The 14,958-nt window shown below is 47.8% G+C and carries 14 protein-coding genes; 10 read left to right on the top strand and 4 right to left on the bottom strand.

The window, feature by feature from the left end; all coding sequences use genetic code 11:
• Positions 1–21: 21 nt before the first annotated feature.
• The 5 genes from ORJ00_RS05855 to ORJ00_RS05875 are packed head-to-tail and all read left to right on the top strand — an operon-like array spanning position 22 to position 3,795.
• On the top strand, positions 22–753 hold the full coding sequence (locus ORJ00_RS05855) for an SURF1 family protein (RefSeq protein ID WP_305976290.1): 732 nt from the start codon (positions 22–24) through the stop codon (positions 751–753).
• Positions 746–1,255 (top strand): redox-active disulfide-containing membrane protein, encoded by a 510-nt coding sequence (locus ORJ00_RS05860; RefSeq protein ID WP_027671184.1) that lies wholly within the window; start codon positions 746–748, stop codon positions 1,253–1,255. Before ORJ00_RS05855 ends, ORJ00_RS05860 begins: the two co-directional genes overlap by 8 nt.
• Positions 1,252–2,256 carry a COX15/CtaA family protein gene (locus ORJ00_RS05865; protein ID WP_305976292.1) on the top strand — a complete coding sequence of 335 codons (1,005 nt, stop codon included), beginning with the start codon at positions 1,252–1,254 and terminating at the stop codon, positions 2,254–2,256. The genes ORJ00_RS05860 and ORJ00_RS05865 overlap by 4 nt, the downstream gene beginning before the upstream one ends.
• Positions 2,253–3,164 (top strand): heme o synthase, encoded by a 912-nt coding sequence (cyoE, locus tag ORJ00_RS05870; RefSeq protein ID WP_027671182.1) that lies wholly within the window; start codon positions 2,253–2,255, stop codon positions 3,162–3,164. Before ORJ00_RS05865 ends, cyoE begins: the two co-directional genes overlap by 4 nt.
• Positions 3,154–3,795, top strand: coding sequence for an SCO family protein (locus ORJ00_RS05875; protein WP_305976294.1), 642 nt, complete (start codon positions 3,154–3,156; stop codon positions 3,793–3,795). The genes cyoE and ORJ00_RS05875 overlap by 11 nt, the downstream gene beginning before the upstream one ends.
• Here the strand turns inward: ORJ00_RS05875 and ORJ00_RS05880 are convergent.
• Positions 3,782–4,801, bottom strand: coding sequence for a polysaccharide deacetylase family protein (locus ORJ00_RS05880; RefSeq protein ID WP_027671180.1), 1,020 nt, complete (start codon positions 4,799–4,801; stop codon positions 3,782–3,784). The genes ORJ00_RS05875 and ORJ00_RS05880 overlap by 14 nt on opposite strands.
• Positions 4,802–4,894: 93 nt before the next feature.
• On the bottom strand, positions 4,895–5,473 hold the full coding sequence (gene nfuA / locus ORJ00_RS05885) for a Fe-S biogenesis protein NfuA (RefSeq protein WP_305976298.1): 579 nt from the start codon (positions 5,471–5,473) through the stop codon (positions 4,895–4,897).
• Between the two features lie 126 nt (positions 5,474–5,599).
• Here nfuA and ORJ00_RS05890 point away from each other — a divergent pair, with 126 nt between their 5' ends.
• Entirely contained in the window at positions 5,600–8,140 is a 2,541-nt protein-coding gene (locus tag ORJ00_RS05890; RefSeq protein ID WP_306139276.1) for a M14 family zinc carboxypeptidase, read from the top strand.
• On the opposite strand, the gene ORJ00_RS05895 is transcribed toward ORJ00_RS05890, so the two are convergent.
• Positions 8,137–8,850 carry a ComF family protein gene (locus tag ORJ00_RS05895; protein ID WP_306139277.1) on the bottom strand — a complete coding sequence of 238 codons (714 nt, stop codon included), beginning with the start codon at positions 8,848–8,850 and terminating at the stop codon, positions 8,137–8,139. The two genes, ORJ00_RS05890 and ORJ00_RS05895, sit on opposite strands and share 4 nt — an antisense overlap.
• Positions 8,851–8,897: 47 nt before the next feature.
• Here ORJ00_RS05895 and bioH point away from each other — a divergent pair, with 47 nt between their 5' ends.
• The 3 genes from bioH (at position 8,898) to ORJ00_RS05910 (ending at position 11,004) form a co-directional block, all read left to right on the top strand.
• Entirely contained in the window at positions 8,898–9,641 is a 744-nt protein-coding gene (bioH, locus tag ORJ00_RS05900; RefSeq protein ID WP_306139279.1) for a pimeloyl-ACP methyl ester esterase BioH, read from the top strand.
• A gap of 113 nt (positions 9,642–9,754) precedes the next feature.
• A complete protein-coding gene (locus tag ORJ00_RS05905; protein ID WP_027671175.1) occupies positions 9,755–10,060 on the top strand; it encodes a hypothetical protein in 306 nt (101 codons plus the stop codon).
• An 11-nt stretch (positions 10,061–10,071) separates the two neighbouring features.
• Positions 10,072–11,004: a putative metalloprotease CJM1_0395 family protein gene (locus ORJ00_RS05910; protein ID WP_306139280.1), complete on the top strand. Its 933-nt coding sequence runs from the start codon at positions 10,072–10,074 to the stop codon at positions 11,002–11,004.
• A gap of 18 nt (positions 11,005–11,022) precedes the next feature.
• On the opposite strand, the gene ORJ00_RS05915 is transcribed toward ORJ00_RS05910, so the two are convergent.
• Positions 11,023–13,353 carry a Tex family protein gene (locus ORJ00_RS05915; protein WP_306139281.1) on the bottom strand — a complete coding sequence of 777 codons (2,331 nt, stop codon included), beginning with the start codon at positions 13,351–13,353 and terminating at the stop codon, positions 11,023–11,025.
• 325 nt (positions 13,354–13,678) lie between these two features.
• Here ORJ00_RS05915 and ORJ00_RS05920 point away from each other — a divergent pair, with 325 nt between their 5' ends.
• Positions 13,679–14,902, top strand: a complete 1,224-nt coding sequence (locus ORJ00_RS05920) for a hypothetical protein (RefSeq protein WP_306139282.1) — start codon at positions 13,679–13,681, stop codon at positions 14,900–14,902.
• Positions 14,903–14,958: the final 56 nt, after the last annotated feature.

A 14,958-nucleotide genomic window follows, 5' to 3' on the forward strand; every position in this document is an offset into this window, starting at 1 on the left:
GAGCTCTCCGGGATAAGTGTTATGCGCATTAAGCTGGCTAAGCAGATTTTTGCCTTTAACCTGCTTTGGGTTGTAATCACTTTGACTGCTTTTGCTATTTTAATCAACTTGTCATGGTGGCAGCTAAGCCGCGCCGAAGAAAAAACGCAGCAGTTGCAAAGACTGGCGCAGTTGCAAAGTAACGGTGCATTGCGGGGCGCGCAGTTAAATCAACTTTCAGAAACCGATATTGATGGTGCACCATTTCAAGCACAGGGCCGCTGGTTAGCGCCTTTTATTTGGTTGTTAGATAACCAAATTGTTAATGGCAGAGTGGGGTACGATGTCGTTGTGCCGGTTCAGGCTGAAGGACTTAGCCAGCCACTGCTGGTGAATCTGGGGTGGCTGGCGGCTACAGACCGGCGTGATACTTTACCGCAATTACAAATCCCTGTGTCGTTAAAGCTTGATGGCCTGCTACGCACTCAGCCCGACGGTTTACTGTTACTGGGGCAAAATGCTGAAAATGACGGTGCCTGGCCAATGCGTATTCAGCAGGTTAGTTTTGCAGAATTGTCGGGTATTAGCGGCCTGGCGTTGTATCCTGCCTTGTTATATCAACAACAAACTTCAGATTTTCTACCACACTATCAACCCGTTGTTCTGCCGCCCGAAAAGCATAGAGGCTATGCATTGCAATGGTTTTTACTGGCAGTAGCCGTTATTGGTGTCGCACTTGCTGCCAGTCATCATGGGAAAGCAAATAATGAATAAGAAAAAATTTCTGCTGTTATTTATACTTTGTTGCGGCTTGCCGTTACTGGCAGCCAAGCTCGTGCTCGAGATGGGCTGGTATAACGGAGGGTCGTCCAGCAAAGGGGCGTGGCAGCAAGAAGAGGTGTTTTTACTCGCTGCAAGCCAGGAAAAAGCGCATTGGCGTCTTGCGGTAGCGCCAGCCAGCGAATGCTCGGAGCGTTGTCAGCAAGCACTTTATACCGTGCAGCAACTCTATGTCGGCTTAGGGCGTAAGCAAGAACATGTGCAGCCGGTTTTATTAAGTGATGCGTCGCTGCCGGAAGAATTTAATAGCTTTACCCTCCTCGCTGCAGCGCAAACTGTACCTGCCACACTGCAAGATCGCATTTTACTTATTGACCAGCAAGGCTTGGTGTTGCTGAGTTATGCCATGCCAGAAGAAGCAGATATGGCCAGTACTGCCAAAGCCATACGTCAGGATTTACTCAAATTGCTTAATTATGACCGGACCAAAGTATGAAGAAACAACAATGGCTGGCTACCATCGCCATTTTCCTGACTATGGGTGTGATTTTATTGGGCGCTTATACGCGGTTAACCGATGCGGGTTTAGGCTGCCCGGATTGGCCCGGTTGTTACGGTTTTTTAAAAGTACCGCATCAGGAGCATCACATAGAAGCGGCGCAGCAAGCGTTTCCGGAGCGCCCGCTAGAACCACACAAAGCCTGGAATGAAATGATCCATCGTTATTTCGCCGGTAGTTTGGGCTTGCTAATCGCCGCTATTTTTTTTAGCGCCTTGTTTCGCCGGCAAAGCCCAAAAATGTTGCCGGGTATACTATTGGCGTTAGTGGTTTTTCAGGCTGCGCTGGGCATGTGGACCGTTACATTAAACTTATTGCCCTTGGTGGTAATGGGGCATTTGCTCGGTGGTTTTTCATTGCTCTGTTTGTTAGCCGTACACTGGCTAACATTGCATCCGCAGCATCAGGTACAAGAGCCTGAACTTCGAAGTTTAAAACCTTTGGCTGCGCTGGCTGTGATGGTATTGGTCGGCCAAATTGCACTGGGTGGTTGGACCGCGGCAAATTATGCTGCATTAGCTTGTATTGATTTACCAGTGTGTGAAGCCGGTTGGATAGATCGGCTCAATGTCAGTGAGGCATTCGACTTACATCTGGGGCACGATGATTATGAGTATGGCGTGATGTCTGCAGAAGCGCGTCAGACGGTGCATGTATTTCATCGACTCGGTGCTGTCATTACCGTGCTGGTGTTGTCAGTTTTTTTAGTAAAACTTTGGCGACGCGCTACCAGTACAACGATGAAACGGTTAACAGCAGCCGCTGCGTCATTGCTGGTAGTTCAGTTTAGTTTGGGCGTGCTGAATGTGGTGTTACATTTGCCTTTAGCCAATGCCGTAGCGCATAACTTTATTGCTGCAAATTTACTTATGCTATTGGTACTAATTTACGTCCAAATACATCGCAGTAACGCACTGTTAAGCAAGGAAACGCTATGACCGTCATAATAAAAAGCAAAGCCGGTGTAAGTCGCCTACACGATTACCTTGAACTGACCAAGCCTAAAGTCGTTGCTTTACTGGTTCTCACTGCATGGGTTGGCATGATGTTGGCTGTGCCGGGACTACCTAATTTATTGACGGTAATTGCTGCAACAATAGGTATAGGCTTGTTATCAGCTGCCGCGGCTGCAATGAATCACGTTGTGGACCAGCGTATCGATGCGCAAATGGCGCGAACTTACAGCCGGCCCGTTGCTAAAGGTCGGATTAGCCCAAGTCAGGCAATCACTTTTGCCTTTAGCCTTGCACTAACTGGTTTTGTGTTACTTTATCTGACGGTTAACGCACTTACCGCATGGTTAACCTTAGCCAGTTTGTTTGGCTATGCCGTGGTGTACACCATGTTTTTAAAACGTGCTACGCCGCAAAATATTGTTATTGGCGGCCTGGCAGGGGCCATGCCTCCACTACTGGGGTGGACCGCAATAACCGGTAGTGTTGATGGCCACGCACTGCTGTTGGTGATGATCATTTTCGCCTGGACACCACCCCATTTTTGGGCGTTGGCAATTCATCGACGTGATGACTATGCCAAAGTTAATATGCCTATGTTACCGGTAACGCACGGTATCGAATTTACAAAGAGTGTAATTTGCTTATATACCGTATTGCTTTTTTTAGTATGCTTAATGCCCTATTTAGTTGGCATGAGCGGGGCAATTTATCTGGTGGGTAGCGCCTTGCTCAATTTGCGTTTTATGCAGTATGCCTGGAAGCTTAAATTTGACGCTGATAACAGTACTGCAATGGCAACCTTTAAGTTTTCAATAACACACTTGATGGTATTATTTTTGTTGTTGCTTGTAGACCACTATTTTAAGGTGTCGCCGATTTATGTTTCGTAATTTAACCTACTTATTGTTGGCCGCCGGGGCATTGATTGCTGGCGTTATGTTGTATCAGCTGTCGCAGGTTAGCGCAGAGCCTAAACTTGCCTTGGTTTACCCGCAGCCAAGAGCTTTAGCCGATTTTAATTTAACCGATCATCACGGCGAAACGGTTAATCGTGAACGACTTTATGGCCAATGGACGCTGGCGTTTGTGGGTTATACTTCTTGCCCGGATATATGTCCATTAACCTTGGCCAAACTGGCGGGTGCACAACCAAAGCTGGCTGAACAGGTGTCACAGCCGCTAAAGGTCTGGTTTATTTCAGTTGACCCGAACCGCGACAGTATTGAACAACTGAACCGCTATGTAAGCTACTTTGAACAGGCCAGTGTGCTTGGGATGACTGCAGGGCATGACCAGTTGTTTCCATTTGTTCGGCAATTGGGGTTAATGTATGCCCTTAGCAGCAGCACGTCGCAGGATTACCTGGTGGACCACAGTGCCTCTGTGGTATTGATTAATCCGCAAGGCCAACTGGTTGCCATGTTTAAACCCCCAATGCAAGTGGGAGAGTTACCAGTGATTAATGTTGAGCAGCTGTTGGCAGATTTTCCGTTAGTGCTGAACAAGCTTAACGCGGGTTAAGCCAGGGCTGGGAATACCAATAAAAATAGCCTTTTTTACTGAGTGATGGCGCAGTGCAATTGTATCGCGCCCGGCCTTTGCCTAACGCTTTGCTTGCCGTAACCGTAAAAGTATCGTCGTCTAACCACTCTGGCGTAAGCACTTCACTGCCAGCAAAGCATTGCAGCTGGCTGCGAACAAAATCATTCGCTTTTAACGTAAGTGATAGTGTTGGCGGATTGGCGGTGATCACCGGGTCAGCACCATGATAGTGCGTAATCTGAAATGGCAAGGTACGCAGTTTCTGAGCAAGACTTTTTATGTCGGCATAAACCCCAGCGGCTGGATAACGAGGAATGCGGGTTAAAACAGTCGTACTACCAATAGCACCTGATTGTTGACCAATACCAATAAAGCCAAGTTCCTCAACCAGCTGCTCTAACGCTGCACTGTATTCACCGTAAGGGTAGGCTAACCACTGGTGGCGTTGCCCGGTGTAGTGTTCAATTTTATCTTCCGCACTAAGTATGCTCTGACGCATGCGCTCAAGCCATTGTGATTTGCTTTCACCTGCGTCGGGCTGCGCCATATGTTCATGCCACATCGCATGGTTTGCTACTAGCACGCCGTCATCAGACATTTGCTTAACTTGTTGCCAACTAAGCAACGGACCATCGCCTTTATCAATACTACCCGGGCTAATAAAAATGGTATAGGGGTAACCAAATTCCTGCAAAATCGGGTGTGCCGTCGTAAAATTATTGGCATAACTGTCATCAAAAGTAATGACAACGGCATTGTCGGCGACAGCCTTACCCTGTTTCAACTGTGCAATTAATGTATCCAGGCCAATGACCTGAAATTGGTTGTCTTTAAGGTGTTGTAAATGCTGGCGCAGTTCGGCCGGTGTAACACTGGTAACGCGTGGAGTGTCGGTTGCGACATGATGATAAATTAACATCACTGCCGCTTGAGCAGGCAGCATTACGGTGAAAAATAAGCTAAAACATAATACTAAGGTTTTCATCGATAACATACCCGTAAGGCGATTAAAGCACAGCGGCTTTATAGCACATACGGGTTGTCAGTGCAGCTTTAGTCAAGCAATGCAGGGCGGGTTCTAGTAGTAAGAATGCTCACCGCGTTGGTGTTCAGTAATATCTCGTACACCATTAAGTTCGCCACTAAAGCGGTTTAGCAGTTCTTTTTCAATACCTTCTTTTAGCGTTAAATCAACCTGTGAGCAACCGTTACAGCCACCGCCAAATTGAAGTACAGCTACACCGTCGCCGGTCAGCTCCATTACTGACACCCGGCCACCATGGTTTGCCAACTGTGGATTAATTTCACTGTCGATAACATATTGCACCCGCTCCATTAATGACGCGTCGTCACTCACCTTGCGTACTTTGGCATTCGGCGCTTTTAATGTAAGCTGCGAGCCCATCTGATCGGTAACAAAATCAATTTCAGCATCGACTAGAAAAGGTTTACTTTCGCTGTCAACAACGGCATCAAAACCGGTGAAATTTACTGTTAAGTCAGAATCCTCTACCGCATCTGGTGGGCAGTAAGATACGCCACACTCCGCTTGTGCCGTGCCTGGGTTAACCACAAACACGCGAATATGGGTGCCGGCAGGTTGTTTGGATAACAGCTTGGCAAAATGTTGTTGTGCCTGTTCAGAAATTGTAATCATAAGAGAGTACCTGACTAAATTACTAGGTTAATCGCTATGATACTCTTCCTGTTTCTGTGATGCCAGTCCTGCTTGAGTTTTGCGTCCGATATGGCTAACTTAGCCGCAGCATAGAGGATATCAAACATGAAATATTACACCTTAGTGGCGCTTTTTGCCTTTAGTTGTTATAGCAAGGCAGTTACAACTTATGTGCCAACGGTTAAAGATACAAGCCTGCCAACACCTGAGCAAGTGCTGGGTTTTAAGGTGGGTGACTGGCATATGCGCCATGATCAAATTCAGCGTTATATGGAGCAATTAGCTAAGGCATCACCACGCGCTGATTTAGAAACTATTGGCTACAGCCATGAACAAAGGCCGCTATTGCAGCTGGTTGTTTCTTCACCTGGCAACCTCAGCAAGCTTGAGCAAATTAGGCAGCAACATGTTGCTGCTGCACGTTTGGGCGAGACAGCATCTGCTGATGCCCCGGTGATTATTTGGCTGGGTTACAGTATACATGGCAACGAACCAAGCGGTGCTAACGCGGCGTTATTGGTAGCGCAGTATCTTGCTGCCGCTGAAAACAACGAAGTAAAGAACTGGCTGGATAACGCCGTCATTATTATACAGCCCAGCATGAATCCAGACGGGCATGACCGGTTTGCCAACTGGGCGAATATGCATAAAGGCGCAGCACCAGTCGCTGATCCGCAACACAGAGAGCACAATGAACCCTGGCCAAATGGCAGGCCGAATCACTACTGGTTTGACTTAAATCGTGATTGGTTACTGCTGCAGCATCCGGAAAGCCGGGCGCGTATTGCACAATATCAACAGTGGTTGCCAAATATTGTTGCTGATTACCATGAAATGGGAACGGATAGTACATTCTTCTTTCAACCAGGCATCCCTAGCCGTAACTATCCACTGACACCGAAGCGTAATTTTGAACTGACACGGGCACTGGCCACGTTTCATGCATCAGCGTTAGATAAAGCTGAGCAACTTTATTTTACCGAAGAAAGTTTCGATGACTTTTACATAGGTAAAGGCTCTACTTACCCGGATATTCAAGGCAGTGTGGGTATCTTGTTTGAACAAGCCAGCAGCCGCGGTCATTTGCAGGACAGTATCAATGGGCCGCTTAGTTTTAGCGCCACTATCCAAAATCAACTTACCGCCTCTCTTTCTACCATTCGCGGTGCTGTAGCTAAACGGGTAGAGCTATTAAGCTATCAGCAAGAGTTTTATAAATCGGCCTTGCAACAGGCTAAAAATAGCAAAACCCGCGGTTATATTTTCACTGAATCCGACGACACAACCCGCTTGGCTGGGTTGCTTGACGTGCTGCAACGACATCATGTCGACGTGTTTAAACTCAGCCGTGACTGGCAGGACGGCGACATAACGTACCCTGCTGAAAAGAGTTTTTATGTCCCACTGCAGCAACCGCAATTTCGCTTGATTAAGGCGATGTTTAGTACTGAGAAGAACTTTGCAGATAATACTTTCTATGATGTTTCCGCCTGGACACTGCCCTATGCTTACAACCTTCAGTTTGCTGGCGTTAGCCGGGAGCCAGCGAAATCACAGCTTAGCTCGTCCTGGCAAGCCAGTGCAACGAAACGCGCGGCCTTGACCCCAGGAGCCTATGCCTATGCCTTTAACTGGCAAGATCAGCAAGCCCCTCTGTTATTACAAGCGTTGCTGGCTGAAAAGTTAGTGTTGCGCGCTGCGATGAATAACGTCACGGCGACCAGTGGCGAGAGCGAGATAGCTTTGGCTGCCGGGGCAATGGTTTTGCCTGCCGGTTTACAGCAGCAACCAGACTGGTTTGCTCGCTTACAACGCGTAAATCAGCAGTTTTCCGTGCCGGTTTATGCGATTAGTTCAGGCTTAACTGCAAGTGGTAGCGATTTAGGTAGCAGAAAATTTGTGCCGGTAGTATTACCCACCATATTGCTATTGGCCGGCCCCGACATTAACTCTACTGAAGCCGGAGAGGCTTGGTATAACCTGGAACGTTTGGCAGGGATATCCCCTACGTTAGTCGAGCCGCAACGGCTGCGACAGTTAGATTTAAGTCGCTATAGCCATATAGTACTGCCAGATGGTAACTACAATGCGTGGCAAGACAAGGAAATCAGCCAGCTAAAACAGTGGGCAGAGCAGGGCGGTGTGCTGTGGGGGCATAAGCGTGGGGCAGCGTGGCTGGCCAAGGTGGGTTTGCTTAAGGCGGGGGTATGGCAGGGCGAAGAAATGACCAGCCTTATTCCACAGCATAATTTAAGTTATCAAGACAAAGAGATGCTGGCGGGTAAACAGCGTATTGCTGGTGCAATTTATCAGGCTGATCTGGATTTAAGCCACCCACTGACGTTTGGCCTTACCCACGCCACGTTACCAGTGTTTAAAAACAGCACCATGTTATTACAACCCAGTCAGGCGCCTTTTGTTAACGTAGCCTTGTACAATACATCACCGCAGCTAGCCGGTTACACAGCGCCAGAGTATGTGCCACGCATTAGTCAAAGTGCCGTATTGCTGGCACACAATATTGGAAAAGGGCGGGTAATTGCTATGACGGACAATCCGGTATTTCGAGGATACTTTTTCGGTTCCAGCCGACTATTAGTGAATGCGATGTATTTAGGTACGGCGTTTAGCACCTCTGCAGATTAATCAAACAAGGTAACGGCCACGGTCCAAAGGCTAATATGCTTTACACCGTGGCGGCGTAATAACTGACATAATGTATTAGCTGTGGCGCCGGTGGTAACAACGTCATCAACCAACGCCACGTTGGCGGGTAGCGGTTGTTGGCTGGATAATGCAAAGGCTTTTCGCAGGTTGCGCTGCCGCTGCTTGCGGCTTAAACCAACCTGAGCCTGTTGCTGATGTGGTCGATATAGCACGGTTAACAGCGGTAATTTCAGCTGTTTTGCTACCTGTTGCGCCAAAATTTCAGCAGGGTTAAAGCCACGAGAGCGTTGTTTAGCCCGGTGCATGGGCACATAAAGGATAGCATCTGGCAGTTTGCCACCTTGTTGCTGATATTGATTTACTATTGCTGCCAGCTGCTGTGTTAACAGATCACCTGCAGCTAGATCGTGAGAAAATTTCCAGCGTTGTAACCAGTGCTGATAAGGCAACTTGTAATAGCTCACGCTTAATAACGTATCAAAAGCAGGTTTATGCAAGCCTCGGGCGACATGTGGCAACCAGAGCAAATTATAATGGCACAAAGCATAAGGTAGCTTAGGTAGAGCCTCTTCACAGACATCACAAAGCTGGCAGTCAAAACGGTGTACCGGTAAACTACACCATAAACAGGGTGTCGGTAATAGTTCATGCCATACCTTGTGCAGCGCCTTTAACAGGTGTTTTAGCAAACTAATACTTCACTTTAATTTACAATATTGCAACTATGGCAGGCGAAATGAATTCTGACAAACCGGTGTTGGTTTTACTGCATGGCTGGGGGGTTAACCAGGGCGTTTGGCGCACCATTGTTGCCGGGTTGCCCGATACCATAAAAATACTTACGCCTGATCTACCCGGTTTTGGGAATGCTACTGCCTTCCCATCGCCGTACAGTTTAGACGCTGTTTTAGACTTTATGGCGCAAGATATTCCCGATAATAGTTATGTTGCCGGTTGGTCATTAGGCGGGTTACTGGCTATCGCATTAGCGGCTAAATATCCGCGTAAAGTAAAACGCTTAGCGCTTATTGCCGCGTCGCCGTGCTTTTTAGCCCAGCAAGATTGGCCCGGTATGTCAGCTGCTGTCATGCAGCAATTTGCTTTGTCGTTAAAGAACAATCTGCCACAAACCATTGACCGTTTTCTTGCCATTCAAGCAATGGGTAGTACCAGCGCCCGTAATGATACCAAGCAGTTAAAGCAGGCTATTTTGGCTTATCCGGCACCACAGGCCGAAGCAGTAGAAGCCGCGTTGCAACTGCTTAGTCAGTGTGATTTAAGAGCCGAATTTAGTACACTTAATCAGCCAGTGGCAGGCTACTTTGGTAGGCTTGATGCACTGGTTCCGGTAAGCGTTGTAGAAAAACTCAAACAATTACAGCCAGCAGCACAGTTTGATATTGCCGGGCATGCCTCGCACGCGCCCTTTATTTCACACCCTGATAGTTTTTTAATCTGGTTAAGATCATGGCTTGGTTGAAGTTTTCTTGAAATAGTCTATTAGCCGCCAGTCTTAGGAAGGTATAGACTTTCTTTTTTGGCTGTTTTGGTTAATAATTAAACACTATTTGCTAAATGTGCGGGAGTTCTACCATGGACATTCAATCTGCGTTGTATTCGGGTGTACAAGGTTTTCAACGGGCGAGTGCGGGCGTAACCGACGCCACCATCGACATTAACCGTCAAACCCGGGCTGCACAACAAAATGAAACAGAACAAGCCATACGTGAAACTGATGCGCCTCAGGCTTCCAGACCTTTACAATATGCTGCTCAGCCAGAGCCGGTCATTAACAGTTTGGTGCAACTGGGCCAGGAAGAACGTAATGCCCAGGCCAATACTCGTAGTATTCAAACTGCTGATGAAGTGCTAGGCACGGTTATCGATATCAGAGTATAACGAAATTGCTGGTGTCAAATTATCCCAATGTCAGTATCAATACGGCGAACCCTCCAACGGAGATGGCGCGTCGTGATGCTGTGCGTCGCGATTTATTTGAACCGGTAAAATCGGCAGAAAAGACCGGTGCCGAAAAACCGGTAGTTAGCGATGAAAAAGCGCGCGTTGCAGGTTCAAATAATTCTACAGTTTCACTTTATGATGCCAACGGCAAAGAAACCGAAACCCAACAAGCTATAGACGGACGTGGTGAAGGACGCTCTGATGAACAGCAGGGTAACGCCAGCGACCGTGACAGCGATGATTCAACGCAGCAAGATGCTAAGCAACAGGATGCGAAACAGAAGCAGGTTGAACAGCAAGAACAACGGGAAATCCAGGAACTTAAAAGCCGGGATATGGAAGTAAAGGCGCATGAACAAGCGCATGCTGCTATCGGTGGCCAATATGCTGGTGCGCCAAGCTATACTTATCAACGTGGGCCCGACGGCCAGCAATATGCTGTGGGCGGTGAAGTACCCATTGATATATCGCCTATTGCAGGTGATCCGCAAGCGACAATTCAGAAGATGCAGCAAGTTCGTTCTGCTGCCTTAGCACCGGCGGAACCCTCTGGTGCAGACCGGCGCATTGCTGCGGAGGCAATGCAACGCCAAATGGCTGCACAAGCCGAGTTAGTTATGCAAAGCGCGCAAGCGGGTAAAGCGGATTCTGCTAGCGATACGTCGTCAGATGTGGGCGTTGCCGGTGATGTTACGGGCGCTTCTGGCAAAGAAACCTTTAGTTACACCATGAATGAGCAAGATGGCAGTGCTGCCATTGTTACCCCTCAGCGAGATACCTTTGCCGCTGGCGCTGAATATGCGCTGCGTCGTAATGTTGTATCCAGCTTTTATGCCCGCGCCACCGAGCCGCAGAGCAGGCAGTTTAGTCAACAAGCCTGATCTGCATCTGTCTTACTATTATTTTTTTAGTTTCGCAAAAGCTTCAGCAAAGGCATTACCCATAGCCGCGTTATTGTCAACCGGTTTTGCCGCACGTGGTGCCGGGTTTCTATTACTTTGTGAGTGACTTTGTGCATTACCCTGCGCCCGCTGTGCCGGTTTATCGGTTGTTTTAGGGGTGGGCTGCTCATCTAAGCGCATGGTTAAGGCAATACGCTTACGCTCAACCTCTACATCCAGTACTTTTACCTTCACCACATCACCCGCTTTAACCACTTCGTGTGGGTCGCTAACAAACTTGTCGGTAAGCGATGAAATATGCACTAAACCGTCCTGGTGCACGCCAATATCAACAAAGGCACCAAAGTTGGTTACGTTAGTTACCACACCTTCCAGCAACATGCCTGCTTTCAAATCTTTTAAAGTTTCCACACCGTCTTTAAAGCTGGCCGTTTTAAACTCGGGGCGGGGGTCGCGGCCGGGTTTATCCAGTTCTTTTAAAATGTCAGTAATGGTGGGCACACCAAAACTCTCATCAGCAAAGGCTTTGGCATCAACACTTTTTAAAAAGCTGCTATTACCAATTATTTGCTCAACGCTTTTTTGGTGTGAACTAAGAATTTTTTCTACCAGCGGGTAGGCTTCAGGGTGCACACCAGATGCGTCCAGCGGATTTTTACCGTTGTTAATACGCAAAAAACCGGCTGCTTGTTCAAAGGCTTTTGGCCCTAAACGTGGCACTTTAAGCAGCTCTTTACGCTCGTTGAAGCGGCCATTGCTGTCACGGTGAAATACAATATTCTGCGCCAGAGTTTTATTTAGGCCGGCAACCCGGGCTAACAGCGGTACTGAGGCAGTATTTAAATCTACGCCAACAGCGTTTACACAGTCTTCTACTACGCCATCGAGCGACTTAGTTAATAAACTTTGGTTTACGTCGTGCTGGTACTGGCCTACACCAATGGCTTTGGGTTCAATTTTTACCAGCTCGGCCAGTGGGTCTTGTAAGCGGCGACCAATAGAGACAGCGCCACGTAATGACACGTCTAAATCCGGAAACTCCTGTGCAGCGAGCTCTGAGGCGGAATAAACCGACGCACCGGCTTCTGACACCATGATTTTCTGTATCGCTTGGTTGGGCAAGGCTTTCAGTACTTCCGCGGCCAGTTTATCGGTTTCGCGTGATGCCGTGCCGTTACCAATGGCGATCAATTCCACCTTATGTTGCTGGCATAGCATGGTTAAGGTGCGTACCGATTTATCCCAGGCATTTTGTGGCGCATGCGGAAATATGGTGGTTTGTGCCAGCAGCTTGCCAGTTTCATCAATGGCGGTAACCTTAACGCCGGTACGTAAGCCGGGATCCAGTGCTAAGGTTGTGCGCATACCGGCTGGTGCTGCCATCAGTAAATCTTTTAAGTTGCGGGCAAATACCTTAATCGCTTCTTCTTCGGCTTTTTCCCGCAGCTCGCCCAGTAAGTCGTTTTCCAGGCTAAGGTGCAGTTTTACCTTCCAGGTCCATTGCACAGCGGTGCGTAAAAAGGTGTCTGCTGCACGGCCTTCATCTTTAATATTAAAGTGGCTGGCAATCATCTGTTCGCACAGGCTGTGTGCGGTTTCTTCGTTAGCATCTGGTACTAATTGCAACTGTAAAACGCCTTCGTTGCGGCCGCGCAGTATTGCCAGCGCCCTGTGCGACGGTGTGGTTTTCCAGCTTTCGCTGTAATCGAAGTAATCACGAAATTTAGCGCCGTCTTGCTCCTTCCCCGCGACAACGGTGCTTTTAACCACGGCATGTTGTGCCAGGTGCTGGCGCAGCCGCGCTAACAAATTGGAGTCTTCGGCAAAGCGTTCCATTAAAATATATTTCGCGCCATCCAGTACGGCTTTCTCGTCGGCAAAGCCGGCATCAGCATTAATGTAAGCTGTGGCTTCAGTCTGCGGGTTTAGTTTGGGGTTTTGCTGCAGCGCATCGGCCAGTGGCAAAATACCCGCTTCAATAGCAATTTGGCCTTTGGTGCGGCGTTTGGCTTTATAGGGCAGGTATAAATCTTCTAAACGGGTTTTATTGTCGGCAGATAAAATGTCATTTTTCAGCTCAGGGGTTAATTTACCTTGCTCGTCGATGGTTTTTAAAATCACCTGGCGACGCTCTTCCAGCTCACGTAAATAAATTAAGCGCTGATCTAAGTGGCGCAATTGCGTATCGTCTAAACCGCCGGTAATTTCTTTGCGGTAACGGGCGATAAAAGGCACTGTTGCGCCTTCGTCCAACAGCGCTATGGTAGCAGCAACCTGTTCCGGACGGGCAGCAATCTCTGCAGCAATTTGCTTAATAATGATAGACATAAAGAAAAAATCCCTGATAAAAAACACTCTTGTGGGTGATAAACGTCAGTCTAAAGACAGTAATATAAGCTGATTGTCCACTTTGTGGGGTAAAAAATCCAACATCCTGTGGTTTTTGCCCCTAAAGCGGCGTCTAAACCCCTCGTGTAATGTAATCGTTATTAACTAAATGCAGTTTGACTTTACAGGTTATTAAATCTTAATAATTATATTGCCAATTTTTGGTACCTAATTTAATTTACTTTTTTTGCTTAAACTCCCCTGTTTAGCTGGGCAGTAAAGTAATAATGGGTTTTTATCTTGATGACATTACAGGAGAATATAAATGACAAAAAAAGACGAGTTTTTAACCCAGCCCTCTAAACAGGAAATTGGTGAAGCGGTAGCCGAACTGGCGCGCAGCCTGATGAAAGACCCGAATGGTCTGGCGTCGTTATTTCAGCAAGAAGACGATATAGCAGAAGAGGAGCTGACAGAAGAAGAGTTGGCAGAGCAGGTGGCGTTAGCCGAGCAAATTCGACTGGCTGCCATGACGGCCACTACGTCGTTGCCGGAAACGCTGGCCGTGCTGGACCGCATTAACACCCTGCTGTGGCAAACTATCTGGCAAGACGAAGCGCTTTCACCCGGTGAGTTGCAGGTAACAGATTTAATTTTGCGTATCGGTGAACTGGAAGCCTATAGCTTTGCACCTTGGTTGCAGCAATGTTTATTGCAAGAGCTATCCGCTATGGCTGAAAATGCCGACGATGAAGCCTGTATCAACTCAGCAACGGCGGTTGTCAGTACGTTAAACGGCATCGCACACCAACTGTTTGATAGTAATTGTTATGACGAACAACCCGCTGATGGCATCCCTAATCAGCAAGACGCCTTTTATGAGTGGTGGCCTTTGGCAATGCAAATGGTGCTGGACATGTATGCCGATGACGACGACATCGATTTTGATGAAGATTTTGATGACGCCGAGCCGGAGGAGTTTAACGAGGCCCAACTGGCGTTTATTGAGCTGTCAGTGCTGGAAAAATATCAGTTTTTGGCGCAGCGGCTACAGGCTTTCGGTGTCGATGTTACGCCGCTAAAACCAGCGCAGATAAAAACGCTGCAGCAACAAGACTATTTCGACTTCACAGAAGCCCTGGTAGCGCTTATCCCAGAACGTACTAATAGTTTTTCTACCGAGCCGTTTGGTGCTTATACCGAAGAAGAATTACGTGATTTTTACCCGCAGCATTGGCAGGCAGCAAGCGAAGCGACCAGCGGCGAATGGCAGCTACAGCAATTAAGCTCGGAACTGAGCGACGAAAACGGTGATAGCGAAATCAACGTCAGTTTTACCGCCTTTGGCCAACTGCATGAGTGGACCTATACGCATGACAGCTCTTATTCAGACACCAGCTTTTTGGACGATTTAACTGAGTTTGCCGAGCAGCACTTAACCGGTCGCTTTGTGTTTGATAGCCAGAATGAATACGAGATAGGCTATGCGTACCTGCCTACTGCAGCCGCCGACGAACTGCAGCAGTATCTTAGTACTGCCAACTGCTAATTCGAAAAAGGATATTTAGGGTCAGTTAGTGTTGTGCTGACCCTGAGTACTCTTTC

It is taken from the genome of Rheinheimera baltica (genome assembly GCF_030731985.1).
GTDB classification, from domain to species: Bacteria; Pseudomonadota; Gammaproteobacteria; order Enterobacterales; family Alteromonadaceae; genus Alishewanella; species Alishewanella baltica.

Bases quoted from the DNA above. Each gene is read 5' to 3' on its own strand.
- ORJ00_RS05855 (WP_305976290.1), top strand. From the start codon at position 22: ATGCGCATTAAGCTGGCTAAGCAGATTTTTGCCTTTAACCTGCTTTGG.
- ORJ00_RS05860 (WP_027671184.1), top strand. From the start codon at position 746: ATGAATAAGAAAAAATTTCTGCTGTTATTTATACTTTGTTGCGGCTTG.
- ORJ00_RS05865 (WP_305976292.1), top strand. From the start codon at position 1,252: ATGAAGAAACAACAATGGCTGGCTACCATCGCCATTTTCCTGACTATG.
- cyoE (WP_027671182.1), top strand. From the start codon at position 2,253: ATGACCGTCATAATAAAAAGCAAAGCCGGTGTAAGTCGCCTACACGAT.
- ORJ00_RS05875 (WP_305976294.1), top strand. From the start codon at position 3,154: ATGTTTCGTAATTTAACCTACTTATTGTTGGCCGCCGGGGCATTGATT.
- ORJ00_RS05880 (WP_027671180.1), bottom strand. From the start codon at position 4,801: ATGAAAACCTTAGTATTATGTTTTAGCTTATTTTTCACCGTAATGCTG.
- nfuA (WP_305976298.1), bottom strand. From the start codon at position 5,473: ATGATTACAATTTCTGAACAGGCACAACAACATTTTGCCAAGCTGTTA.
- ORJ00_RS05890 (WP_306139276.1), top strand. From the start codon at position 5,600: ATGAAATATTACACCTTAGTGGCGCTTTTTGCCTTTAGTTGTTATAGC.
- bioH (WP_306139279.1), top strand. From the start codon at position 8,898: ATGAATTCTGACAAACCGGTGTTGGTTTTACTGCATGGCTGGGGGGTT.
- ORJ00_RS05905 (WP_027671175.1), top strand. From the start codon at position 9,755: ATGGACATTCAATCTGCGTTGTATTCGGGTGTACAAGGTTTTCAACGG.
- ORJ00_RS05915 (WP_306139281.1), bottom strand. From the start codon at position 13,353: ATGTCTATCATTATTAAGCAAATTGCTGCAGAGATTGCTGCCCGTCCG.
- ORJ00_RS05920 (WP_306139282.1), top strand. From the start codon at position 13,679: ATGACAAAAAAAGACGAGTTTTTAACCCAGCCCTCTAAACAGGAAATT.